Source organism: Archangium gephyra (assembly GCF_042230915.1).
Taxonomy (GTDB): domain Bacteria; phylum Myxococcota; class Myxococcia; order Myxococcales; family Myxococcaceae; genus Archangium; species Archangium gephyra_B.
Map to the genome: position 1 here is coordinate 7,854,882 of NZ_CP102578.1, position 24,922 is coordinate 7,879,803.

Here is a 24,922-nt window from a genome sequence, read left to right on the forward strand (position 1 = left end):
ATCAACCTCGTTTGTCGAGTGAGTAGAGGACGCGTTTGGCGGGCAGGAACGAAGGATCCAGGCTCAGGAGCCTGACCAGCCGTTCCCGGCTGGAGGCTCCCTCCAGCTCGGCCAGCTTCACCTCCGCCGAGTACAGCTTCGGGGCGTTTGTCAGCGCGTCGCGCAGGGAGCGCTTGGCCTGCTCCGGCTCCTTGGACTCCACCCACACCAGACCCTGCACCAGGTGGGCGATGCCCTCGGTGCGTCCACCGGCCACCGCGCGAGCGGCATGCAGCTTCGCCGCCTTCAGGTCCTTGCGGCCCAGGGCGATCAAGGTCCGGTAGGTGGACGCGACAGCGTGGTTGGTGTCGATGTCGTTCACCTTCTTGAGCAGCTTCTCCGCCGCCGCGCCCTCGCCCTGGTGGAAGCGGAGGATGCCCTCGTAGAGGTTGGCCAGCATGTCGTCGGACCCGCGGGCCGCGCCCATGATGGTGCCCTCGAGCCCGTCGAGCAGATCTCCCGGGCGCAGGTAGAAGGGCGTGACGACCGGCCGGGGCGTCAGCCGCAACGGATCTCCCTTGGCGGCCTGGCCGAGCATGCGGAAGGCCTCGTCGCGGCGTCCCTCCTGCACGGCGGCCACTCCGGCCAGCATCAGCGCATCCACATAGCGCTCATCCAGCCGCGAGGCCTCCATGAAGAGCGTCATCGCCTCGGCGGGCTTGCGCTCGAGCAGCCGCAGCCGGCCCTCGAGCATCTTCTCCACCACGGGCATGTCCAGGTGGCCCTTGAGGCTGGCGAGGTGCTCGGCCGCCGCCATGGCGTCCTTGCGCGCCACGGACACCAGGAAGAGCTGCAGGTGCGCCGCCGGGTTGTTCTTCACCAGCTGCAGCGACTCGCGGGCCGCCTTGGCCGAGGCCTCCAGGTTGTTGGCCGAGCGCTCTGCGGCCGACAGGTGCAACAGCAGCTCCGCCACCTCGCGCTCGTCGTACTTGTCGCGGTTGCGCAGCATGGCCCGCAGGGCACCCAGCCCCCCGGCCAGTCCGTTCTCCACCTGGTAGCGCATCACCGCGATCGCCAGCAGAGCCTGGAAGTCGGTGGGCGAGCTCCTCAGGCGCGACTCGTACAGATCGCGCGCCTGCTCCACCTGGCCCACCTCCATGAAGATGCGCGCCAGGGTGGACCGGGTCTCCCAGTGATCGGGATCCTGCGCGAGCCGCTTCTGCAGCCGCTCGATGGCCAGCGAGTAGTCACCGGCCGTCTCGTCGGCCAGCGCGCGGTAGTAGTGCACGCGCTGGAAGTCCGAGGCGAGCGCCAGCGCCGACTCGAAGTGCTGGTTGGCCAGCTCGCGCGAGGACGTCAGGAAGACGCGGCCCAGCAGCAGGTGGGCCTCGGCCTTCTGCGCCGCGGTGCCCGTCTTGGGGTTGGACAGCACCTCCTCGGCGAGCTTCTGCGCCTGCTGCACGTTGTCCGAGTTGCTGGAGCGCGCGAGCAGGAGGTTGGCGTGCGCCACCAGCAGATCCGGACCGCGGCGGGACCGGCTCTCGGCGGTCTCGATGAGGGAGCTCGCCTCCTGGAAGGTCGGGTCATCCATCCGCGAGCCGAGCCCCAGCGCGAGCGCCTGGACATAGCCGCCGATGGCCGCGTCGTTCCGGGGATCCGCCAACAGCGCTCGCTGGAAGGCCTCCGCGGCCTCCGAGTAGGCGATGCGCTGATCCTTCTCGAGCAGCGACTGCCCCTTCGCGAGGAGCTGCTTGCTGTCGCCGCCATTGGCGTCCACGAACATCAGCTGCCAGCGAGGCAGCACGGACTCCAGCGCGGGAGGAAGCGCGGCCGCCGCAGGCTGCTGCCCGGACGAGCCCGTCGTCTCCCCTCCCCCGCTGGACTGGCCGCCGCCCACCAGCGCCTTCACCTGGGGGACGAAGAAGTATGCGGCGGCACCGCCACCGGCGAGCAGCAGGACCACCGCGGCCGCCACCAGGGCACCACGGCCTCCACCGCCGGAAGCGGACACGGCCACGCCGGAACGCGAGTTGACGGCGCTGCGGGACTCGGGCGCCAGCACGGGAGCGGCGCGGGCACCACTGCCGGGCTCCGGAGGCATCGGCGCGCCCCCGGGGCTGCCCGTGTCGCCGAGCGGCGGCAGGTTGATGACTTCCACCGACCGGGACTCGGGCACGGGGGCGGGCGTGGGCTTCTGCTGTCCGCGATGCCGGCAGTCCTCGCACGAGCCGAGCGCCAGATCGAACGGATCCGTCATCTGCTTGCCGCACTCGCGGCACGTCTTCTGGATGCCGCCAACGGCAACGGGAGCGGGAGCCCTGGCCGGTGCCGGAGCCGCGACGGGCATGGGCGCCGCGGCAGGGGCCGGCTGCGAGGGCGGTGCACCGAAGAAGTCGAGGAGCGGATCCCCGTCCGCGGCCGCGGGAGCCGCAGCCGGAGCGGCCACCGGAGGCGGCGAGTCGAATCCGGGAGGCGCGTTGAAGTCGAAGATGCCGTCGTCCGCCATCTCCGGCAACGCGGCGGGGGCGGCGGGCCGGGCCTGGGCCGGAGCGGCCACGGGAGGAGGCGCGTCGAATCCAGGCGGCGCGTTGAAGTCGAAGATGCCGTCGTCCGCCATCTCCGGCAACGCGGCGGGGGCGGACTTGGGCTGCGGCGCGGGCGCGGCGGGCCGGGCCTGCACCGGAGCGGCCGGCTTCGGCGCGGGCGCGGGAGGCGGCGGGTCGAATCCAGGCGGCGCGTTGAAGTCGAACAGCGCGTCGTCGGACGGAACCGAGAGGGCCGGAGCGGCGGGCCTGGGCTGCGGGGCGGGCCGGGCCTGCACCGGAGCGGCCGGCTTGGGCTGCGGCACGGGGGCCGGAGGCGGCGCGATCTCGTCGAACATCAGATCCGACGGAATCGAATAGCTTGGCGCGGCCGGCTTGGACGAGGCGCCGACGTCGATCGCCGGATTGGACGGAGAGGACTGGGTGAGCTCAGAGAGGTCACCGAACAGCGAGTCCTTGTCCAACACCGGAGCGGCCGGAGTGGCCGGCCTGCCGATCGCGTCGAGGTCGTTCAGCAGCGAGTCCGCTGGAGCCTCGTTGGGATCCGGCGCCGGCTCGAGGTCCCCGAGATCGCCGAACAGCGAGTCGGACAGGGACGCGGATGGAGTGGCCGGTCTCGCATTGGAGGCAGCGGGCTTCGCCGCCACGGCGGGCTTCGCCGCGGGAGCGGGTTTGGCCGCGGGGGCAGCGGGTTTCGGCGCGGCGGCCGCGGGCTTGGACTCCGGGACCGCGGGCGAGTCCTCGCGCTTCACCAACTGGAGGTGACGGCAGCGCGGGCATTGCGCGCGCACACCCTTGGGCGTGATGACCCGGTCATCGATGGCGTAGGCCGCCGCACATTTTTGGCAGATGATCCGCATGGCTCAGTGCCGGAAGTGTCGCACCCCGGTGACCACCATGGCCATTCCATGTTCATCGGCCGCCGCGATGATCTCTGAGTCCCTCACCGAGCCGCCAGGCTGGATGACACACGTGGCCCCCGCCCGGGCGGCCTCGTCGAGCCCATCCCTGAAGGGGAAGAAGGCGTCCGAGGCCACGGCGCTCCCCTTGAGGGCCTCGCCTCCCCGGGCGGCGGCGATCTTCGCCGAGTCCACCCGGCTCGTCTGCCCTCCTCCGGCGGCCAGCAGCTTCGAGCCATTGGCGAACACGATGGCGTTGCTCTTCACGTGCTTGCACACCTTCCAGGCGAAGCGGAGAGCCCTCTCCTCCTCCGGGGTGGGCGCGCGCTTGCTGACGACCTTCCACTCGAGCGGGGGCTCGACGGCGTCCTTGTCCTGGAGGACCAGGCCGCCGGACACGCTCCGGGCCTCCAGCTGGGCCCTCGGCCGGGCGGACGTCGAGGCCAGGGCGGGCCCGGCCTCCAGGAGGCGCAGGTTCTTCTTCGCCGCCAGCACCTGCAGGGCCTCGGCCGAGTAGGACGGGGCGATGACGGCCTCGAGGAACGTCTCCGCCAGGGCCTCGGCGCAGGAGCGATCCACCTCGCGGTTGAGCGCGACGATGCCACCGAAGGCGGACACCTCGTCGATGGCGCGCGCCGTGCGGTAGGCCGTCACCAGCGACGCATCCAGCGCCACGCCGCAGGGCGTGTTGTGCTTGATGATGACGGCGCAGGGCTGCGCGGGGAACTCGAGCACCAAGCCCAGCGCCGCATCCAGGTCCAGGATGTTGTTGTACGAGAGCTCCTTGCCCTGGAGGACGCGGGAGAAGGCCACGGTGGGCTCGGCGGGCGCGGCGTGCTCGCGGTAGAAGGCGCCGCGCTGGTGCGGGTTCTCGCCGTAGCGCAGGTTCTGCACCTTCTGGAACGCGAGCGTCTGCTCCTGGGGGAACGGCTCGCCGGCCTGCCCCGACAGCCAGCCCGAGATGGAGGCGTCATAGGCCGCGGTGTGCGCGAAGGCCTTGCGCATCAACCGCCGGCGCGTCTCCTCGCTGGTGGCGCGCGACTTCTCCAGCTCGGCCAGCACGGCATCGTAGTCGTCCGGGTCCACCACCACCGTCACGTGGCGGAAGTTCTTGGCCGAGGCGCGCACCATGGCCGGACCGCCGATGTCGATCTGCTCGATGACGTCGGCCTCGGAGGCCCCGGAGGCCACCGTCTGGCGGAAGGGGTAGAGGTTGACGGCCACGAGGCTGATGGCGCTGATGCCGTGGGCGGCCATCTCCGCCCGGTCACTCTCCAGGTCCGGCCGTCCAAGGAGGCCACCGTGGATGCGGGGGTGGAGCGTCTTCACCCGGCCGCCGAGGATCTCCGGGCTCTGGGTGTGCTCGGAGACCTTCTTGGCGGGGACACCCGCGGCCTGGAGCGCGGCGAGCGTGCCTCCTGTGGAGAGCAGCTCGAAGCCGAGCCGGACGAGCCCTTGCGCGAAGGGGACCAGACCGCGTTTATCGGAAACGCTGAGGAGAGCCAGCACGGGTTTGCACGCCTCTGTCTGTAGGAGAGGCGGCCCGTGTAGCAACCACCCCCCTATGTGTCAACGAAGCATGCAACCCGTGTGCGCCAGCGGATTCCGGCCCGATTTTCAGGGCTTGCGGGCGGAGACGGGGGGCTCGGCCTCGGTGGCCTCGCGCAGCTTGAGCAGGCCGCGCGTCTCCACCTGGCGGATGCGCTCGCGGGTGAGGTTCATGATGGCGCCCACCTCCTCGAGCGTGATGCCGCCCTTCTCCGCCACGTCCAGGGCGCAGGTGTGCTCCAGCTCCCAGATCTCCTTGTCCGGGAAGTTGAGCTTGATGGAACCGGTCTCCGGGTTCACATCCAGATAGAGGTTGTGCTTGCAGGACACGAAGAGGCACGGACGGGGACCGTTCACACAGTCCGCCCGCGTCTTCGGCCGCTGCGAGTCGACGGCGGTGAGGAGCTCGCTCTCCTCGGGGTCGATCTGCCCCGTCAGGCGGCGGCGGCGCAGATCCCTCGCCATCTCCTTCCGCGACATCGTCTTCGAGCGACGGCGCTCCGCCCCACCATCCGCCTCCGCGGGCGCCTCCTCCTCCGGCCGCTGCTGCTTCACTTCAGACATGTCCCCTCCAGCGATGATTCCACTCTACCCGGTCCCCCACCCTTCATCCTATTGCGAATGGAGCTTTTCGTCTCGGCGCGCGGTGACCGCACTGCCCAACCGGGCCACGTCCCGGACCAGGTCCCGAGCCCTTGACTTCAATGCGGCCAGCTCCGCCTGCAATGTGCGCCGGTGCTCCGCGCCAAAGGCCCGCTCCCCCATCTGATCCTGAAACCCCTCGAATACCTCGGAGAGATCCCGCTCCAGCTGATCGATGTGATTCTTGTGAAATAAGAAGGAGCGTTTGATGTCCTCCAGGGTGTGACCCTCGGCCATCATTTTTTTGATGGCGTTGATCCGCCGGACTGATTCCACCGGGTACAGCCCCCGGCTCCCCTGGTGCTTGCCCTTGCGCCCCACCCGGCGGCTGCGGGGCAACAGCCCTACCTGCACGTACTTGCGGAACGTCGCCTCGGAGAGCTGAACGCCCCGGGGACGGAAGATCTCGAGGATCTCCCTCGCGGGTAACCCGCCGGCGAAGTCGCGTTCGATGCGTTCGAGCTCGTCGGGCTCCAGCAACCGCATGCCTTCCATTGAATATATGCTACTGAATGGAGGCCATTGAATGCCAGAGAGCCCGGGAATCTGTCAACAAAAGCCTGTAGCAGCCGGTAGCACCGGGCGTGCGCGGGCCGCGGCGCGCCGGGGAAAGCCGGTGGCGTGGGGGTTACGGAGTCGGGAAGTGAACGGCGGGCGCGCTACTTCCGGGTCGCGTTGAACGCCTTGGTCACCCGGCCATTGGGGCTGATGGTGACGTCGGAAGAGTCAGTGCGCGAGGGGTGCTTGAAGGTCAGCCGGTAGGAGCCCGGAGCGAGCGGGATGTTCGCGGTCCCCTGCAGCTCCCGCCTGACGAGCTTGCCGTCGACATAGACGTCGGCATAGGGCACGGCCTTGACGGTGAGCGTCCCCTTGGCCTCCACGGCCGGAGCCTGCTCCACCGGCGCCGCCGGCGCGGTCCCCGTCTGGGCGGGAGGCGCCTCGGGCGCAGGCGTCACGGCCGCCACGGCACCGGCATCGGGCGACCCCGCGTCGGGCGCTGCCGCGAGAACGGGCTCGGAGGTGGGCGGCGGAGGAACCTCGGCCTTCGCCCCAGGGGAAGCGGCGGTCTCCACCGGCGCGGAGGCCGAGACCTCGGGAGCCGGCGGCTTCGACGGCGCCACCAGGGCCACCGCCCCGCCGATGAGGACCACGGCCGCCACGCTCGCGCCGACCCAGAGGCCCCTGCCCCCGCGCTTCGGCGTGCCAGGCTCCTGGGAGACCGCACCCGCGGGCATCCCCTGGGCCACCCGGACGGGAGCGGAGGCGGGCTCGAGGGCCGCGGGCTCCGGCGTGCTCCCCTGCTCCGCCGGGCTGACCGTGGGCATGGGGCGGGAGTTGCGCTCCGCCGGGGCCGAGGGCAGCGGCAGAGTGGAGCGCGGAGGGAGCGGGTCGCGGGACAGTACCTGGGTGGAGGCGGAGACCAGGGACTCCTCGGGAGTCTCCGGGCGCGCGGGCCTGTCACGGCCCGAGGCCGGGTTGGACCCGGGCAACACCGCGGTGGCCTCACGAGCGGGCGCGGGCACCGGGGCGGCGGCGGGCTCCGGTGCACGCACACCCGGGGTCGTCCCCGCCACGGGCACGCTGCCGGAGCGGCTGCGCTGCGAGCGGTCCATCAGCGCGGACGGAACGGGGATGAACTGGGTGAGGGGCACGTCGAAGAGCCGCCGCACGAAGGTGCCCACGTCCGTCTCGTCCACGCTGGCCGCGCAATGCAGCACGCACTGGGCGAGCGCGCGCTCCAGCTCGCCCGCCGACTGGTAGCGGGCCTCCGGGTCCCGCTCGAGCGCCGTGCACACCACCCGATCCAGCTCCTCGGGTACGCCCGGGTTGAGGCGGGCCGGCGGAGCGATGACGCTCTCCTGCACCGCCCGGAGCACGGCCATCTCCGAGTCCCCGTCGAACAGCCGGCCGCCGGTGAACATCTCCCAGAGCACCACGCCGAGCGCGAAGACGTCCGTGCGCGCGTCCACCACCTCGCCGCGCGCCTGCTCCGGCGACATGTACGCGAACTTGCCCTTGAGCACGCCCGGCTGCGTCAGCTTGTTGCTGGCCTTGGCGATGCCGAAGTCGGTGAGCTTCACCGCGCCGTCGTAGGACAGCAGCACGTTGTGCGGGGTGACATCGCGGTGCACCAGGTGCACCAGCTCCCCGTCCGAGGACTTGAGCCGGTGCGCGTAGTGCAGCCCGGCCGCCACCTGCGCGCCGATGTGCGCCACCAGCACCGGCGGCACGGAGATGCCCTTCTCCCGGCAGCGCTTGCGCAAGTCCCACAGCGAGCAGCCGCGCACGTACTCCATCGCCAGGTAGTACGAGTCCTCGTGCTTGGCGAAGTCGAAGATCTGCACCACGTTGGCGTGGTTGAGCCCCGAGGCCAGCCGCGCCTCCGCGATGAACATCTGCACGAAGCTCTCGTCGTCCGACAGGAACGAGCGCACGCGCTTGATGACGACTTCCTTCTCGAAGCCCTCGGCGCCCGTGGAGGTGGCCAGGTAGATCTCGGCCATGCCTCCCTCGGCGAGCTTGCGCTTGACGACGTACTTGCCGATGGGAGTGCCTGCTTCGAGTGTCACGTCGGAGATCCTGGAGAACGAGCTAGAACTTCACGACCACCTTGGTGTGGCCGTTGGGCTTCACTTCGACCCGCTGGGTGCGTGTCCCAAATTCCGGATGGGAGAACCTGCATTCGTACACGCCCACGTTGAAGTCGACGTCCGGCAGCGGGGTGCTCCCCAGATTTCGCCCACCGCAGGACACCTCGGCCCACGGGGTAACCGCGAAGCGCACCGTACCCTGGCGGGAGCTATGCGGGGCCGTGCGCTCCACCGCGGCCGTGGCAGTCCGCGCGGGCTCCGGCTTCTGCTCTTCCGTGGGCGGAGCAACGGGCGCGGCCACGGCGGGCTTCGGCTCCTCCCTCACGGGCGCGGGTTGCTCGAGCACCGGCTGCGAGGGCTCCGGCGACGCGGGCTTCGCTTCGGGCGCCGCCGCCACCCGCGGGGGCTCGGAGTGCAGGGCCCACCACCCGCCCAGGCCCACGCCGACGATCAGCCCCGCCCCTACCGCCAGCAGGGCGAGCCGGTAAGGCCTGCGGGGCGCCTCGACGCGCGGAGGCAGGGCCGGCTGCCGTGACCGGCTCGACTTCGGCGCCAACGTCTTCTCGGGATCCGAGGCCTCGGAGTGCGACTCCTCCGTGGGCTCGGGAGCGGGGGTCCGGCGCCGTGCGGGCTTGTCGGAGGAGAAGGAGCGCGGCTCCTCCCCGAGCTCGGGAGCCGGGGCCCGGCGGATGTCCACGGTGCGCCGGGGCTCCAGGGCCTTGCGCTCGGACGAGCCGCGCGGATCCCGCCGGCTCGGGGTGCGCAGCGAGGGCCGCTCGGGCGTCAGCACCTTCGTGTCCGCCTGGCGCGGCGCGGCCATCGTCTCGGCGGCGGACTTCTCGGGGGCCTTCTCGGGCACCTTGCCCGCACCGGCGGGCGAGGCACCGTCGGCGTCCTCCACCAGCACATCCCCCAGCCGGGCCTCCTCGGCCAGCCGCGCGGCGTACAGCTCCTTCATGAAGGCCGCCACGTGCGCCGTGGACGACGGCAGCTGGTGCGTGAGCAGCCAGTCCTCCAGCGCCAGCTGCAACTGCAGCGCCTCCGCGTACCGGTCCTCCGGGTCGCGCGTCAGCGCCTTCATGACGATGGGGTCCAGGTCCTTGGGCACCCGCGGGTTGATCTGCGAGGGCGGAGCAATCTCGCAATCCGCCACCGCCTGCAGCGTGGCCATGTCCGTGAGGCGCTTGAAGAGACGCATCCCGGTGAGCAGCTCGTAGAGCACCACGCCCAGGGCGAAGATGTCCGTGCGGCAGTCCAGGTTCTTCTGCCCGGCGGCCTGCTCCGGCGCCATGTACGAGTACTTGCCCTTGAGCACCCCCGAGCGCGTCACCGTGGCCTGGTCCGCCGCCTTGGCGATACCGAAGTCCACCACCTTCACCCGCCCCTCGAACGTCAGGAGGATGTTCTGCGGGGAGACGTCCCGGTGGACGATGCCCAGCGGCTTGCCCTGCGCGTCCTTCTGCTTGTGCGCGTGATCCAGGCCCGCGCAGGCCTCGATCATGATGCGGCACACCAGCGGCACCGGAATCAGCTGGCCGCTGCGCTCCGCGCGCTTCCACACGCGCCGCAAGTCCTCGCCGTGGATGTACTCCATGGCGATGAAGAAGCTGTCGTCCTGCGCCCCCAGGTCGTAGATGTCGACGATGTTGGGGTGATCCAACCGGGCGGCGATGCGCGCCTCGTCCAGGAACATCCGGACGAAGTCCCCGTTCTCCGCCAGGTGCGGGAGGATGCGCTTGATGACCAGCAGCTTCTCGAAGCCCTCGGGGCCCCGCTGGCGCGCCAGGTAGATCTGCGCCATGCCTCCCATGGCGAGCCGCTTGAGGAGCTGGTATTTGCCGTAGTTCTCGTTCGACACGGTGCGACGGGCAACACCCGGAGGCCAGAGGGGCTCCGAGCGTAAGCGTCCCGGCCGGGAGGGTCAAACCTCCTGTCGCACTTTTCCCCGCACGCCCCCCCTCCGCGCACTACCCGCCGCGGCGGGCCGGGGCCCTGACCTGGCGGGTCTCGCGCATGAGGGCTTCCAGCTCGTCCAGGTGCCGCTGCAGCACCGGCATCAACAGGGGCGCGGCGTCCACCCGGTCGAACAGGTCCAACACCCGGTCCACCTTGCGCTCGATCTCCGCGGCCCGGGCCGTGCTGATGCGGCGCAGAAGCAGATCCACCCCCGCCTCCATGAGCACGCGGGCGACCGCGTCCCGGGAGACGAGCGGCTCGTCCTGCCGGCGCTGCCCTCCGCCCTCGATGACGCGCAGGCCACCGGGCGAGCGGGCGGGCGGTGTGGACGAGCGGCGGGTGAGCGGGCGCTCAGAGGTGGAGTTGTCGTCGTGCTGTCGGGAGCTCACCGTCGCCTCCTGCTGCGGGGACGCCCTCAGGGTACTCAGCATGGGTTGCCCTCCAATTTTCCGGTCAACCGCACAGACCGATGCAGAGCTGTAGCACCCAGGGCCGACATGTCCCGTCCGGAGCCGGTTTACCGGCCCCGGAGCGCTCCCCACGCCGCGCTGCTCAGCGGCAGGCGCGGCGGTAGTAGACCTCCACCTTCGCGCCCGGAGCGGGCGCCGTGGCGAAGACGACGCTGTTGGTGGCGCCGTCGTAGGTCCATCCACTGGTAACCGAGGCGCCGTTCACGCGCACGGCGATGCTGCCCGCGTCTGGCAGCTCGCTGAGCGGGAAGCGGTCCTGCGCGGAGAAGGCCTTGGTGGCCACCGAGCGCAGCAGGGGCGCGTAGTCCGCGGCGCACGCGGAGAGCACCTCGCCACCGGTGCGGCCCGCCGCCTCGGCGTAGCGCGTCCCGGCACCGCCCGAGGTGGGGCAGCCGGAGGCCGTGGGCGCGATGGCGTAGATGGTCATGCGCTGCGGCTGGTTCTCGCCCTTGCGCGTGCGCAGGAAGCGCACGTAGGTGTCCACGCTGTCGGGCGAGTGGTCATCCTCGTCGCCCATGAAGACGACCACCAGCGCCGCCTCGTCACGCAGGAAGCCCAGGTTGCCGTCGTTCTTCGGAGGCGTGCGCGGATCATCCGCGTTGTTCACCAGCGGGGGCGTCAGGGCGCGGCGCACGGCCTCGAAGCCCTGCTCCACCGTGGCGCACTGGCCCACGTTCACGTTCTGCTGCAGCACGGAGGCCAGGCCCGGCGTGCGGTTGGTCAGGATGCGCGGCCGGCTGTTGTCCACCGGGACGAAGCGGCCCGCCTCGCCCCCGTTCGCCCCGCCGGGGCACGCGTTGGACACCTCGTCGATGCCCGTGGTGGTGACCGCCACGTGCAGATCCACGCCCTTGGCCAGCGCCGCGTCGGCGAAGGCGGGCATGGCCGCCACGATGCGCGGCTGCTCCTCCACCATGGACGCCGTGTTGTCCACCACGAACATCACGTCCACCTTGGAGCCGTCCTGCTGGATGAACGTGTCCGTCTTGTCCATGCGCTTGGAGGACTCGCCGATGAGCGGGACGAGCAGCGGCACCGGCAGATCCGACGACTCCACGAAGAGCGGCGACATGTTGAGCCCGTACACCTGCGCCAGGTAGCCCACCGACACGGTGAAGCCATCGTTCGAGTCCAGCGTGAAGGGCGTGGCCGGGGCGTCGTGGAGCTCGAACTCCCCATCCGTGGTGCCCGCGCCGATGAACACGTTGGACACCGTCACCGGCGAGCGGCAGGCGTTGAGGTAGTTCACCTCGCGCGGGGCCGGAGCGCAGTCCGGGCGCGACACGCCGTAGTCCACGAAGCGCGGCGAGGCCACCAGGCACGCGTTCTGCGAGTGGGCCACCAGCGGCACCCGCACCACCGGGGTGGCGGGATCCGCCGGCTCGAACTGCACCACGCCCGTGAAGTCACCGCCCGTCAGGGGCGAGCGGAAGGCCACCATGTAGCTGAAGTAGTCCCCCGGCCAGATGAGGACGCCGTCCAGCGCGCCGCCGGGCAGGCTGAACACCCCGCCCCCGTCGTCGCTCAGCCGGATGTTCTTCACCGCGCACAGGTCCGTCCCCACGTTGGCCACCTTCACGCCCAGCACCGCGCCATACCCCGGCTCCACCGTGCCGAAGTCCACCTCGGCCGGGGTGACGGCCAGCTGGCAGGGCAGGTGCGGCTCCGCGAAGCCCGTGAAGACCAGCTCCGTGGTGCTGCCCGTGTACACGTCCGTCGTCATCAGCAGCTGGCCCGCCGCGGCGCCCTCGCGCATGGGCTCGTAGAAGACCTTGAAGTTCACCTCCTCACCGGGCAGCAGCCGGTGCGGCAGCGTCAGCGGCGCCACGTTGAACTGCACGTCCGTGTCCGGGTGCCCGTCCGCCGAGTGGAACTCGAGCCCGTAGATGGTGAGCGGCCCGCCGTTGGAGGCACCGCAGTTCTTCACGTTGACGGTCACCGGCGTCTTCGAGCCCCGCGGCTGGCGCCCGAAGTCGTGGGTGAGCGGCGACACGCACAGCTCCGCCGCGCCGCCATACCCGCGCAGCGCCACGTCCGTGGTGGGGTGGCGCTTGCTCACCACGTGGAAGAAGGCCGTGTCCTCGGCCGGCCCCATGTGGCCCGGGCTGTAGCGCAGCTCCCAGGTGCGCGTCTCTCCGCCCTCCAGCACCAGCGGCAGCCCCGGCGCCCCATGGCTGAAGGAGGCGTCCCGGCCCTCCAGCTTCAGCTCCGTCACCGTCATGGGCTCCGTGCTGAGGTTGTGCAGGCGCGCCAGCCGGAAGCTGTCCTTGTCCACGGGGATGGAGCCGAAGTCGAGCAGCGGCGGCTCGGCCACCACTGCCTGCTCCAGCGACTCGGCCGCCACCTGCACCGCCACGTCCGAGCAGCCCCGGCACGGCGACACCGCCAGCGCCACCTGCTTGCGGCCCACCCGCCCCGGAGAGAAGGTGAGCGGCACCTCGCGCTGCTCCCCCGGCCCCAGCGTCACCGGCGCCGCGGAGAACTCGTCCCGGTCCGCTCCCACCAGCTTCGGCGTCACCTCCACCGGCATGTCCGTGGGGTTGTTGACGGTGAAGGTGAGCGTCTTGGAGGAGTCGGCCTCGATGCGCCCGAAGTCCAGCCGCCGCGGCGTCACGCGCGCCCAGGCATCCACCCCGCTGCCCTGCAACGGCACGCGGATGAGCGGCTCCTTCTTGGAGTCCGAGCGCACCACCAGCGTGGCCGGCAGCGCCCCTTCGCCCTGCGGCGTGAAGCGCACGCGCAGCTTGCAATCCCCGCCCGGCACGAGCGAGTGCGGCCCCTCGTGCGTGAAGTCCACCTGCCAGGCCCCGGCGGGGCCCTCCACCCAGGCCTCGTCCACGATGATGCGGGAGCGCCCCACGTTGCGCAGCACCACTTCGGCTTCGCGCCCGTCGAAGATCGCCACCCGCTGGAAGTCCAAACCACCCGGCGTCGCCGCCAGCCTGCCATCGGCGATGGCCGGACGGTCCCGATCGGCACACCCCGTCAGCACCGACAGCACTGCGAGGACACACAGGCCCCAGCGCCTGCTCATTCCCATTCCCCTTCCCCACCCCACCCTGCGCCCTCCCACCCGGAGCCCCAACGAGGAGCCCAGAGGGATCAGGGTGCGAAGCTAGGCACCCAGGGTGGGGGGGGCAACGCCCACCCCGGTCCCTCCGTCCGGGACAGGCACTCCCCCGCGCCTCCCACATGCGCGCGTGTCCGCTACCGGTCGGAGCGCCGCGACCCGCGTCCGATGGAGGACCGGCATGACGCTTGCTGTCCTCTTGGGAAGGAACTGCAACGGAGGGACAGCGTCATGAACGAGCGGCAGATGCGCGATTGGATGAAGGAGAACCTCGGCCGGCTGAAAACCCTGCGCGATGAGATCCGCGTGGACATCCACCTGGCGGGCATGGAGGCCAAGGACAAGTGGAAGGAGCTGGAGCCCGTGGTGCGCGACGCGGAGAAGCTCGCCGAGGAGGTGACGGACGTGTCGCAGCGGGCCATGGAGGAGTTGGTGGAGAAGTTCCGCGGCTTCCGCGAGTCGGTCCGCCACCACCGGCCGGGCGGGCAGGCGTGACCGGGGGCCGGCGCGCGGCCCGTGCAATTCCCGCGCACCACCGCTCCGGCCCCGCAAACAATGCACCCGCGGAGGGGCGTCCAGGAGGGACTCGATGAGCGTGCAGCCCGCGGTGCTGCAGTCGCTGGTGGGGCGGGCCAGACGGCGGCTCGCCTCCACGCTCTGGGCCGAGCCCCTGGAGCACCTGCGCTCCATCCCCTTCCGCGACGCGGGCCACGGCTATGACGTCTTCGGGTACGAGCCCCTGCACGCGGCGATCACCCTGTCCGTGATGGAGCGGTTGCACCGGCACTGGTTCCGCGTCCGCTCGTACGGCACCGAGCACATTCCCCGTCAGGGCCCGGCCCTGCTCGTGGGCAACCACTCGGGCACCCTGCCCTTCGATGCGATGATGGTGTGGACGGACGTCATCCTCCGGTGCCAGCGGCTCCCCCGGACGGTGGCCGACTATTTCGTCCCCAGTCTGCCGTACGTGAGCACGATGTACGCGCGGGCCGGCGTGGTGGGCGGCTCGGTGGGAAACCTCCGCGCGCTGCTCGAGGCGGGCGAGCTGCTGCTCATCTTCCCCGAAGGCGTGCCCGGCATCTCCAAGCCCTTCCGCGAGCGCTACCAGCTCCGGGACTTCCGCGTGGGCCATGCGGAGCTGGCCATCCGCTACCAGGCGCCCGTGGTGCCGGTGGGCATCGTGGGCGCGGAGGAGCAGATGCCGCAGGTGGCTCGCCTGCCCGTGCGGGCCTTCGGCGTGCCCTACGTGCCCGTGACGCTCACGCCCCTGCCCCTGCCGGTGCGCTACCACTTCCACTACGGCGAGCCCCTGCACCTCCACGAGGGCCTGCGCCCCGAGGAGGCGGACGACCCGGAGGTGGTGCGCCGCGCCGCCGAGCGGGTCCGGCACGCCGTCCAGGCGCTGGTGAACAAGGGGCTGCGGCAGCGCAAGGGAGTGTTCCGGTGAGCGGACACCCGGACTGGCGGAGCCCCCGGGGCGTCCTGGTGCTCGGCGCGAGCACACCGGTGGGCGCGCGGCTGTGCCGGGCGCTGCTGGAGGACGAGGCCCTGCGCGCGGTGATGGCCGTGGGCCTGGAGCCCCGCGAGCGGGTGGGCCTGCCGGAAGACGCGCGGCTGTCGTACCACCGGGTGGATCTCACCCGCGAGCGGCCGGTGCATGATCTGCTCTTCGGCACGGCGCGCGACCTCGGGGTGGACGTGATGGTGCACCTGGCCCTGCACCGGGCCAACGACTTCGGGGACCGGGTGCACGTGCAGAACGTGGAGTCGCTGCGCTGGCTGCTGTCCCTGTCGGAGCGCCACCCCACCCTGCGGCGCCTGGTGTTCCGCTCCCACGCGGAGGTGTACCGCGTGGAGCGGGGCCTGCCCTCCCTCGTCACCGAGGACCACCCGCTGGAGCTGTCCGCCGATGCCCCGCAGTGGGTGCGGGACAGGGTGGAAGCGGACCTGCTGGCGTGCTCGCGGATGGGCATGATGGCCGGCCTGGAGCTCGCCGTGCTGCGCTGCGCGGAGGTGCTCGCCCCCAACGAGGGCTCGCAGCTCCACGACTACCTGCGCGCGCCGGTGTGCCTGCGCTCGGCGGGGTTCGATCCCATGCTCAACGTGCTGACGCCGGAGGACGCCACGGAGGCGCTGCGGCTGGCCGTGTACGCGGGGGGAGTCCAGGGCCTCTTCAACATCCCCGGCGCGGACACCCTGCCGCTCTCCACCTGCATCCGCCTGTCGGGGCGGCTGGACATGCCGGTGCCCGGCCCCCTGCTGGCGCCCGTCTACGAGGCCCGGCGCCGACTGCGGGGGGCCCAGTTCTCCTACCGCATCAACCGGGGCCGCTTCCATTTCGCGGCCGTCCTGGACGGCACCGAGGCCCGCCGGAGGCTGGGTTACGAGCCCCGGCACCGGGTGGACTGGCCCTCCGGGCGATGAACGCCGGACGGAAGGGACAACATCTCCGCAAAGAAAGCGGCGAAGGCCGCAAGATGCGCTAAGCCTCGGGTTCCACGCCCCCCGGGGGCCGCGGAGGGAAAGCATGCCGACGGAGTCGCCGCAGAAACGTGAGCCGCGCCACTTCTCGATGATTCGCACCTTCACGCCGGCGGACTTCGTCACGCTGGGCAATGCCTTCTCGGGCGCGGGCTCCATCCTGGCGCAGATGCAGTACCTGGCCACCGGGATGCCCCACTGGCTGTGGCTGGCCTTCGGGCTGCTGCCGCTGGCCTTCATCCTCGATGCCCTGGATGGCCGCATCGCCCGCTGGCGCTTCCAGTCCTCGCCGCTGGGGGCGGACCTGGACTCGCTCTCGGACGTCATCTCCTTCGGCATGGCGCCCGCGGCGCTGGCCTTCGCCATGGGGCTGCGCGGCACGCTGGACGTGATGGTGCTGCTCTACTTCGTGGGCTGCGGCATCAGCCGCCTGGCGCGCTTCAACGTCACCGCGGCCACCCTCTCGGACAGCTCGGGCAAGGTGAAGTACTTCGAGGGCACCCCCATCCCCACCAGCCTGGCGCTGGTGATGGTGCTCGCCTTCTTCTTCTGGAAGGGCCGCACCGGCGACACGCTCCCCTTCGGCGTGTGGGACGTGGGCCCCTTCCAGTTCCACCCCATCGTGCTGATCTACTTCGCCAGCGGCAGCGCGATGATCAGCAAGACGCTGCGCATCCCCAAGTTCTGAGCCCCGCTTTCGGGGCCCGGGGGGACGGCGCTCAATCCTGATCGGGCTTGGGCATCTGTCCGAAGCCCTGGAAGATGGACTGGGCGGTGTTCATCAGGGACATGCGCGACATCTCCCGGATGGCCTGCTCCTCCGGGGACACGGCGGGGGCGGCCGCACCCTGCGTGGAGCCGGCAGCCGCCTCCTGCCGGGCGGCGGCGACCGTCTGGGAGACGATGTCGCGGCCAGAGACGAGGGGGGCATTGGCCGGACGCATGGCCACGCTACCGCTGGCGCTCGCCTGGACTCGCGAGAGGAAGCTCGTGCGCGGGGCCGCTCCCGCCGCGGACGAGGTCGTCTGGGTGGGCACGCGGGGACCGTTCAGGCCGTTGATGGTGGACATGGAGTCTCCAAGGGGACACCGCCCGTACGGGTGGGAGGTCCGAAGGCCATTATCGCCGAAGCCGTCCAGAAGTTGCGTGGAGACGGGCACCCCGGGGCATGACGGGGCCTTCCCTGGGACGAGAGACCCCGTTCCCAGCACGTCCGACGCGGGGCATCATCACACGGGATGAAGCGCATCAACTGGGCCTGGGCACTGGCCTCTTTCCTGCTCGCCGCCTGTGCGACGGATGGGAGGCAAGCACCACCCCCCCTCCAGAACTCTCAGCCCGAGCGCAGCCGCGTGCGGGTGCACCTGGACACGAGTGGGGGCCGACCGCTGATCCTGTTCGCGCCCCCTCTGCGATCGCCAGTGGAGGTGACACAGGTAGAGCTCGAAACCGCGATGGCGCGGCTGGCCGTGGACCTGGACCTGCCGCCCTGCCCGACGAAGCAACTGGTACTCCTTCCGAGGGAGGGCCCCGGTGAGGAAGCGGAAGCGGCACTGACGCGGAGCTATCTGCGCTGGTGCGAGCGCCGGGGAAGCATGGGCGATTGCCTGTCCCTGCTGGCGGCGAGCCCCTACCTGGGACCCGAGGCGAGGCACACGCTGGCACTCCGCATCGCCCTGGGGGCGGTCTGGGAAGGAGCGGTGGGCGCGGTGGAGGGCATGGTGAGCCAGGAGGCGCTGGAGGCCGCGGTGATGTCCACACTGGCGGGCGTGTTGGCGGTCTTGGTGCTGCCGGAACCCACGATGAAGGCCGTGGCCGTGGCGTTGGTCTGCTACATGGTGGGGTACCTCGGGCTGGATACGGTGTGGGGATTGTTGGAGGGCTGGACGCGGCTGAAGCAGGAGTCGGAACGAGCGCGGACGTTCGTGGAGTTACGCGAGGCGGCGGAGCGTTTCGGCCGGCTGATGGGCGAGAAGTCGGCGCGCGTGTTGGTGCTGCTGGCGACGGCGGCCATCGGCTCGACGGCGAACCTGATGATGAAGGGCCCGGGACTGCCAGGGTTCACACAAGCGGCAACGATGGCCAGGATGCAGGCAGGCATCAATCTGGCGGCGTTGAACCAGATACGGGCAGTCGCAGTGGCCCTGCCGGAGGGCAGCCTCACCCTGACGCTGGCGCCAGGTGCCCTGGCCATGGCTGCTCGAGGGACGAGCGGCGGCGGACAGGCGGCTCCCAGTCCCCCTTCGAGCAGGTATCTGCTGCGGGACATCGAGCCCTGGCGCAAGCCCAGGTTCACCTCCGACGGGAAGCTCATCCCGTACAAGGACACGAGGAACCCGCCTCAGCCCATCGTCAACCTCGGGAAGAACCGCGCGGGCCAGACAGTCCAGCGAGGCAAGCACACGCTCGAATTCGACGCGGAAGGCTTTCCCAGGTTCGAGACACAGTTCGAAACCCTTCTGGACGACATCCATATTGGCAGCGGCCGGCCAGCCCAGCATTTCAGGGCAGCCAACGCCAGGCTCGCCCAGGCCATCGAGGCAGACCCCGCTCTGGCCAGGCAACTCGGACTCAGCCCGGCGGATGTCGAATTGCTCCGGGTGTCAGACGCGCCACCGCAAGGCTACCTCTGGCACCACCACCAGGACGTTGGACGGATGCAACTCATCCAACGCGTCCTCCATAAACTCTCCCTTCCACATACCGGTGGAATGGCAATCTGGGGAGGCGGGTACTGACGATGGCCATTCGCTGGTTGAAGTACCTCTCGGATGAACCCCGGCTGGCGACTCCCCAGGAGTTCGAGCAACTCGAGCACCAGTGGGGGGTCACGCTCCCGGAGGAGTACAAGCGTGTAGCCGCTGCACACCAGGGCATGACGCCCGAACCAGGAGTCTTCGACGTGGGCCGGGGAACCAATGTCATCAGCGTATTCCTGACGGTCAGCGGAGAGACCGGCCAGGATGACTATTCCGCCATGGGCGCGTTCGAAGTCCTGGAGCCGCACGTCCCCGAGGGCCTCTACCCGTTCGCCGAGACTCCGGGTGGAGAGTACGTCTGTTTCGATTACAGGGAGTCCCAGCGCCAGCCCGGGATCGTCCTGATCACCGTGGAGATGGACATCCACCCCATCGCCAGCAGCTTCTCGGAGTTCTTGAACGCGTTGCACTCGGGAAACAGAAGGACCTGAGGAGGTTGGCATCCGCACGGGACAGCGTATGTTCCACACAATATGGAGCACCCCAGGAAGGTAGCGACCGCGCTCACGATCGCGGGCTCGGACAGTGGCGGGGGCGCGGGCATCCAGGCGGACCTGCGCACCTTTTCGTTCCACCGCGTCCATGGCACCAGCGCCCTCACCGCGCTGACGGCCCAGAACACGCTCGGCGTCACCCGGGTGGACGTCATGCCCCCCGAGTCCGTCGCGGCCCAGATCGACGCGGTGGCCTCGGACATCGGCATCGGCGCCGCCAAGACGGGCATGCTCGTCAACCGGCCGATCATCTCCACGGTGGCCGAGCGGGTCCGGACGCTCGGCATCACCCCGCTCGTCGTGGACCCCGTCATGGTGTCCCGCGCGGGCTCCCGCCTCATCGACGACGAGGCCGTGGTGGCCCTGCGCGAGCAACTCCTCCCGCTGGCCACCCTCGTCACCCCCAACCGCCACGAGGCGCAGTTGCTCGCGGGACTGGAGCTCCACACGCTGGAGGACATGCGGGAGGCCGCGCGCCGCATCCACCGGCTGGGGCCCAAAGCGGTGCTCGTCAAGGGCGGCGCCATGCCGGGCGCCCTGTGCGGCACCGACGTCTGGTTCGACGGCGAGCACATGGAGACACTGCACCTGGCCTCCGTCGAGACGCGCAACACACACGGCACCGGGTGCACGCTGTCCGCGGCCATCGCCGCCAACCTCGCCCTGGGGCTTGGACTGCTCGAGGCCACCCGGCAGGCCAAGCAGTACGTCACCCGGGCGCTCCAGCACCCGCTCGCGATCGGCCGGGGCAATGGTCCCATCGGCCATTTCTTCCCGCTGCTGGATTCCTGAGGATCCGCGGGCGCTTCGGGCTATGTGAGCATCCATGAGCGCACCTGAAAGTCCTGCCCCGAGCCTCTGGGCCTCCCTCAAGGAAGCCGTCCGGGGCACCGAGCAGGACTTCACCGAGGCCCCCGTGGGACGGGCCATCCTGCTGCTGTCCGTCCCCATGGTCCTCGAGATGCTGATGGAGTCCGTCTTCGCCATCGTGGACGTGTTCTTCGTGTCCCGGCTGGGCGCCGAGGCCATCGCCACCGTCGGGCTCACCGAGTCCATCCTCGCCCTGCTCTACGCGCTCGCCATGGGGTTGAGCATCGGGGCCACGGCGATGATCTCCCGGCGCACCGGCGAGAAGGATCCGGACGCCGCGGCGCGCGTGGCCGTGCAGACCATCGCCCTGGGCGGCCTCGTCTCCCTGCCCATCGCGGTGGCCGGCGTGCTGTTCGCCCAGCCCCTGCTCGAGCTGCTGGGCGGCTCGCCCTGGGTCGTGGAGCACGGCTTCCGCTACACGCAGATCCTCCTGGGCGGCAACGTCATCATCCTGCTGCTCTTCCTCATCAACGCCATCTTCCGCGGCGTGGGCGATGCCGCCGTGTCCATGCGCGTGCTGGGGATCGCCAACGCGCTCAACATCCTCCTGTGTCCGTGCCTCGTCCTCGGCCTGGGCCCCTTCCCGGAGCTGGGCGTGGTGGGCGCGGCCCTGGCGACCACGATCGGCCGCGGGGTGGGCGTCTGCTACCAGTTCTACCGGCTCTTCCGGGGCACCAGCCGCGTGGCCATCCGCCGCCAGCACCTGCACGTCGAACCGGCCACCCTGCTCGCCATGCTGCGGCTGTCGGGCAGCGCCGTGTTCCAGACGCTCCTGGGCACCGCGAGCTGGACGGTGCTGGTGCGCATCGTGGCGTCGGCCGGCAGCGCCGCGGTGGCGGGCTACACCATTGGCATGCGCATCATCGTCTTCGCCCTCCTGCCCTCGTGGGGGATGAGCAACGCCGCCGCCACCCTGGTGGGGCAGAACCTGGGCGCCCGCAGGCCGGAGCGCGCCGAGCAGGCCGTCTGGCGCGCGGGCTTCTACAACATGGTGTTCCTCGGCTCGGTGGGGCTCGGCTTCATCTTCTTCGCCGAGCCGCTCATCTCCACCTTCACCCAGGTGCCCGAGGTGGCCGCCGTCGCCGTGCGTTGCCTGCGCATCGTGAGCGCCGGCTTCCTCTTCTACGCCTACGGCATGGTGCTCACCCAGGCCCTCAACGGAGCGGGGGACACCCACACCCCCACACTGCTCAACCTCGTGTGTTTCTGGGGCCTGGAGCTCCCGCTGGCCTGGCTGCTCACGGGGCCGCTCGGCATGGGTCCGTCGGGCGCCTTCGTCTCCATCGCCATTGCCTTCTCCGTCTTCGCCCTGCTGGGCGTATGGGTGTTCCGCCGAGGACGCTGGAAGCTGCACCGCGTGTAAGGCCGTCAGCACTCCGAGCATGCGAGTTTGGACATCTTCCCAGGTGGATCGATGATGGGGCCGGGCCGCGCGCCCAAGCGGGTTAGCATGGTGAAACGATGAGCAAAGCCGTATCGGGCCGCCGGCCGGACTCAGCCCAGGGGCGCTCCCGCTCACGCGCGCTCGTGGCGGAGCGGGCGCTCCATGCCAGCACCAGCCTGCTCCAGGCCCTCACCGAGGCCCAGCTCGAGTTCATCCGGGGCAGCGACGCCCACCAGCTCTTCGACAAGCTGCTCAACGTGCTGCTGGAGCTGACGGAGAGCGAGTACGGCTTCATCGGCGAGGTGCTCCGGGATGCGCAGGGTGCCCCCTATGTGCGCACCCATGCCATCACCAACATCGCCTGGACGGACGAGCTGCGGGAGCTCTACGCGCGCAGCGCCGCGCAGGGCATGGAGTTCCACAACCTCGAGACGCTCTTCGGCCGGGTGCTCACCACCGGCGAGTCCGTGGTCGCCAACGAAGCCGAAGCGGATCCCCGCGCGGGCGGACTCCCTGACGGCCACCCGCCCCTGAACGCGTTCCTCGGCCTGCCCCTCAAGTCCGGCGACGAGCTGGTGGGCACGGTGGGCATCGCCAACCGTCCCGGCGGCTACGGCCCCGAGCTCATCGAGTACCTCCAGCCCTTCGTCGCCACCTGCTGCAGCATCATCCTGGGGTGGCGCGGCCGGCAGCAGCAGCGCCAGACCGAGGAGCTGCTGCGCCAGCGCGAGGAGGAGCTCCAGCGCCACCGCGACCACCTGGAGGAGCTGGTCCAGAGCCGCACCGAGTCGCTGCTCCACACCACCGTGGCGCTCGAGGAGCGGCAGGCCCAGCTGCTCCACTCCGAGCGCATGGCCTCGCTGGGCCAGCTCGTGGCCGGCATCGCCCATGAGATCAACAACCCGCTGGGCTACATCACCAGCAACCTGGCCACCCTCACCCAGTACCTCGCGGTCTTCACCCAGTTGCTCGAGCTCTACCGCGAGCTGGCGGACGGGCTCGGCCCCGAGTCCGAGGGTCCCCGCGCCGAGCTGCTCGCGCGCATCCGCGCCCTCCAGGAGCAGGAGGAGCTCGACTACCTCCTGGGCGACGTGAACGAGTTGCTCAACGACTCGCGCGAGGGCGCCCACCGCGTGGCGGACATCGTGCAGAGCCTCAAGGCCTTCGTCCGGGAAGACTCCAAGCAGCCGGAGCTGGTGGACGTGAACAAGGAGCTGGCCACCACGCTCAAGGTGGTGTGGAACCAGCTCAAGTACCGGTGCGAGGTGAAGTGCGACTACGCCCCGGTGCCGCCCATCCTCGGCCGCCCCGCCCAGCTCAACCAGGTGTTCACCCACCTGCTGCTCAACGCCGTGCAGGCCATCCCCGAGCGCGGCGTCATCACCGTCACCACCCTGCACGAGGGCGAGGAAGTGCTCGTGCGCATCACCGATACGGGACACGGGATGACGCCGGAGGTGCTCACCAAGATCTTCAGCCCCTTCTTCACCACCAAGCCGCCCGGCAAGGGCGCGGGGCTGGGCCTGTCCATCAGCGAAGGCATCATGACGAGCCACAAGGGCCGCATCGAGGTGCAGAGCCAGTTCGGCCAGGGCAGCACCTTCACGCTGCGGTTCCCCGTCGCCCAGGATCTCTGAGCGGGCGCCCGCTCCGCCCGCCCGCCCAGGGGCCCGGCCACCGGGCTCCGCCCACCCGCCCGTCACATTTCACGAGGAGCCGCATCCATCTCCCAGGAGGAGGAGTGCATGCCGGAGCTTCGAGGACCCGGTGTCTGGTGGAAGGTGCTGCTCACGGCCAGCGCCCTGGCGCTTCCCGCGGGGGCGGCGGACAGGCCCCGTACGGGCCAGCCCCTGCCCCGCTTCACGGGCAAGGATCTCCTCGGCCAGGAGCACTCGAGCCAGGAGTACCAGGGCCGGCCCACGCTGCTCGTCGCCATCACCGACAAGGACGCCGGTGAGGAGATGCGGCGGTGGTTCGCGGCCGCCGATCAGCACGCCTCCGAGCACATCCAACGCGAGTCCATCATCTCCCTCCACCTGCCCTTCTTCGTGGGCATGGGGACGGTGCGCCACCGCGTGCAGGAGCAGGTCCCCCGCGCCTTCTGGGATGACACCCTGCTCGACCGCAATGGCGCCCTGGCCGGCACGCTCGGACTCGGCTCCGGCCAGGAGCCCTACGTCTTCGCCCTCGACGCCCAGGGCCGGGTGCTCGCCGCCGTGAATGGCAAGGCCGACTCGCCCCAGGCCTCGCGCATCTGGTCATCGCTCAACACGGCGCTGGCCACGAGTCCCTCTGCGCCGGGAGCCCCACAGGTCACCGGTGAGAAATGAGAAAATGACGCAACCCAAAACCCGTCACTTGCGATAATCTAATGACCGCTTTTCTTGGCTCTTGAGACCGGAGGCTCAGCATGTGGATCGAAACCATTGTCATGCCCCGGGAAGAGCCAGCGGCCCACTATCGCCCCGCGCCCCAGCGGGACCGCACGGCCGTCCACGCGGCGGCGTGCGCCCAGGGTGAGCGGTTTCGCGACACCGTGCTGAGCTACCTCCAGTCCCATGCGCTGATGGACTCGGTGAAATGGGTCAGCGACCCGGGCAGCATTCCCCTGGTGACGCTCCACTGCACCTCCGGCGTGTTGGAGTCGCTCCAGAAGGATCCCCGCTTCGAGGCGGGCCGCTCCCTGGCGTTCCCGGCGTATTGAAGGACCCTGGCAGCCGCGCACGGCGAGCAGCGGGTAACTCCTTCACCTCTCTTCCTGAAAAAACTCCATGATTTCAGGGGGGCGCCCCGCAGCCAGGTGCCGAACCCACCGGGAAAACGGGTTGGCGTGGTTTGTGCTCCAGCCATCCCCGTGATGAGCCTCTCCGAGAACGTCACCGTCTACAGCATCGAGGTGTCCTCCGGGGCCTGGAAGCAGCTCTCCCATCTGCCGCTGGAGACCTACCGGCGCGTCCGCAACGAGCTGGATGCGGTCGCGGCCCGGCTGGCGAACCTGGGACCGCACCCGCTGGCGCTCCTCAAGACCGTGTGCCTGCTCACGTCGCTCTCGCTCGTGGTGGGAGAGTACGTCGTGGTCTACGACATGGAGCCCGAGCGCAAACGCGTCACCCTGCGCGAGGTCGCACGCCGCCTGCCTCAGGAGAGGTAGGGCGGGCCCGGTGTAGGCAAACACGCGACAAGACGCGGGAAGGGAGCAGGCAGCCGGGCATGACGGCGGAGGTTCTGTTATTCAG

General features: G+C 70.4%; 21 protein-coding genes. 12 read left to right on the top strand and 9 right to left on the bottom strand.

All coding sequences use genetic code 11. The annotated features are described in order from the left end of the window. Position 1: 1 nt before the first annotated feature. The 8 genes from NR798_RS30570 to NR798_RS30605 form a co-directional block, all read right to left on the bottom strand. Positions 2-3,382 carry a tetratricopeptide repeat protein gene (locus NR798_RS30570; protein ID WP_375766047.1) on the bottom strand — a complete coding sequence of 1,127 codons (3,381 nt, stop codon included), beginning with the start codon at positions 3,380-3,382 and terminating at the stop codon, positions 2-4. Between the two features lie 3 nt (positions 3,383-3,385). Further along, the gene (gene purH, locus NR798_RS30575) at positions 3,386-4,930 is read right to left on the bottom strand and encodes a bifunctional phosphoribosylaminoimidazolecarboxamide formyltransferase/IMP cyclohydrolase (RefSeq protein ID WP_375766048.1); all 1,545 of its coding nucleotides are present in this window, start codon (positions 4,928-4,930) and stop codon (positions 3,386-3,388) included. A 108-nt stretch (positions 4,931-5,038) separates the two neighbouring features. Beyond that, positions 5,039-5,533 (bottom strand): sigma factor-like helix-turn-helix DNA-binding protein, encoded by a 495-nt coding sequence (locus tag NR798_RS30580; RefSeq protein WP_043389932.1) that lies wholly within the window; start codon positions 5,531-5,533, stop codon positions 5,039-5,041. Positions 5,534-5,581: 48 nt separating this feature from the next. Next, the gene (locus NR798_RS30585) at positions 5,582-6,106 is read right to left on the bottom strand and encodes a MerR family transcriptional regulator (RefSeq protein WP_375766049.1); all 525 of its coding nucleotides are present in this window, start codon (positions 6,104-6,106) and stop codon (positions 5,582-5,584) included. A gap of 164 nt (positions 6,107-6,270) precedes the next feature. Continuing rightward, positions 6,271-8,181, bottom strand: a complete 1,911-nt coding sequence (locus NR798_RS30590; protein ID WP_375766050.1) for a protein kinase — start codon at positions 8,179-8,181, stop codon at positions 6,271-6,273. Positions 8,182-8,203: 22 nt separating this feature from the next. Then, entirely contained in the window at positions 8,204-10,060 is a 1,857-nt protein-coding gene (locus tag NR798_RS30595; RefSeq protein WP_375766051.1) for a protein kinase, read from the bottom strand. A gap of 109 nt (positions 10,061-10,169) precedes the next feature. Continuing rightward, entirely contained in the window at positions 10,170-10,457 is a 288-nt protein-coding gene (locus NR798_RS30600) for a hypothetical protein (protein WP_211276651.1), read from the bottom strand. 253 nt (positions 10,458-10,710) lie between these two features. After that, a complete protein-coding gene (locus NR798_RS30605; protein WP_375766052.1) occupies positions 10,711-13,662 on the bottom strand; it encodes a choice-of-anchor D domain-containing protein in 2,952 nt (983 codons plus the stop codon). A gap of 267 nt (positions 13,663-13,929) precedes the next feature. On the opposite strand from NR798_RS30605, the gene NR798_RS30610 reads away from it, so the two are divergent. The 4 genes from NR798_RS30610 (at position 13,930) to NR798_RS30625 (ending at position 16,867) form a co-directional block, all read left to right on the top strand. Beyond that, the gene (locus NR798_RS30610) at positions 13,930-14,193 is read left to right on the top strand and encodes a hypothetical protein (protein WP_375766053.1); all 264 of its coding nucleotides are present in this window, start codon (positions 13,930-13,932) and stop codon (positions 14,191-14,193) included. Positions 14,194-14,287: 94 nt separating this feature from the next. Then, entirely contained in the window at positions 14,288-15,145 is an 858-nt protein-coding gene (locus NR798_RS30615) for a lysophospholipid acyltransferase family protein (RefSeq protein WP_375766054.1), read from the top strand. Beyond that, positions 15,142-16,122, top strand: coding sequence for an NAD-dependent epimerase/dehydratase family protein (locus tag NR798_RS30620; RefSeq protein WP_375766055.1), 981 nt, complete (start codon positions 15,142-15,144; stop codon positions 16,120-16,122). Before NR798_RS30615 ends, NR798_RS30620 begins: the two co-directional genes overlap by 4 nt. 103 nt (positions 16,123-16,225) lie before the next feature. Beyond that, the gene (locus NR798_RS30625) at positions 16,226-16,867 is read left to right on the top strand and encodes a CDP-alcohol phosphatidyltransferase family protein (protein ID WP_375766056.1); all 642 of its coding nucleotides are present in this window, start codon (positions 16,226-16,228) and stop codon (positions 16,865-16,867) included. 31 nt (positions 16,868-16,898) lie between these two features. Here NR798_RS30625 and NR798_RS30630 read toward each other — a convergent pair whose 3' ends face one another. Further along, the gene (locus NR798_RS30630; protein ID WP_375766057.1) at positions 16,899-17,249 is read right to left on the bottom strand and encodes a hypothetical protein; all 351 of its coding nucleotides are present in this window, start codon (positions 17,247-17,249) and stop codon (positions 16,899-16,901) included. A gap of 168 nt (positions 17,250-17,417) precedes the next feature. Between NR798_RS30630 and NR798_RS30635 the strand changes: the two genes are divergently transcribed. The 8 genes from NR798_RS30635 to NR798_RS30670 all read left to right on the top strand — a co-directional run bounded on the left by NR798_RS30635 (position 17,418) and on the right by NR798_RS30670 (position 24,837). After that, positions 17,418-18,917 (top strand): HNH endonuclease, encoded by a 1,500-nt coding sequence (locus NR798_RS30635; RefSeq protein WP_375766058.1) that lies wholly within the window; start codon positions 17,418-17,420, stop codon positions 18,915-18,917. A gap of 2 nt (positions 18,918-18,919) precedes the next feature. Then, on the top strand, positions 18,920-19,369 hold the full coding sequence (locus tag NR798_RS30640) for an SMI1/KNR4 family protein (RefSeq protein ID WP_375766059.1): 450 nt from the start codon (positions 18,920-18,922) through the stop codon (positions 19,367-19,369). A 42-nt stretch (positions 19,370-19,411) separates the two neighbouring features. Continuing rightward, positions 19,412-20,224: a bifunctional hydroxymethylpyrimidine kinase/phosphomethylpyrimidine kinase gene (gene thiD / locus NR798_RS30645; RefSeq protein ID WP_375766060.1), complete on the top strand. Its 813-nt coding sequence runs from the start codon at positions 19,412-19,414 to the stop codon at positions 20,222-20,224. A 34-nt stretch (positions 20,225-20,258) separates the two neighbouring features. After that, complete coding sequence (locus NR798_RS30650) at positions 20,259-21,665, top strand: MATE family efflux transporter (RefSeq protein ID WP_375766061.1); 1,407 nt, start codon at positions 20,259-20,261, stop codon at positions 21,663-21,665. A 98-nt stretch (positions 21,666-21,763) separates the two neighbouring features. After that, complete coding sequence (locus tag NR798_RS30655) at positions 21,764-23,323, top strand: ATP-binding protein (RefSeq protein ID WP_375766062.1); 1,560 nt, start codon at positions 21,764-21,766, stop codon at positions 23,321-23,323. A 108-nt stretch (positions 23,324-23,431) separates the two neighbouring features. Beyond that, the gene (locus tag NR798_RS30660) at positions 23,432-24,016 is read left to right on the top strand and encodes a hypothetical protein (protein WP_375766063.1); all 585 of its coding nucleotides are present in this window, start codon (positions 23,432-23,434) and stop codon (positions 24,014-24,016) included. A gap of 80 nt (positions 24,017-24,096) precedes the next feature. Beyond that, entirely contained in the window at positions 24,097-24,390 is a 294-nt protein-coding gene (locus tag NR798_RS30665) for a hypothetical protein (RefSeq protein ID WP_375766064.1), read from the top strand. A 153-nt stretch (positions 24,391-24,543) separates the two neighbouring features. After that, the gene (locus NR798_RS30670) at positions 24,544-24,837 is read left to right on the top strand and encodes a type II toxin-antitoxin system RelE/ParE family toxin (RefSeq protein WP_375766065.1); all 294 of its coding nucleotides are present in this window, start codon (positions 24,544-24,546) and stop codon (positions 24,835-24,837) included. Positions 24,838-24,922: the final 85 nt, after the last annotated feature.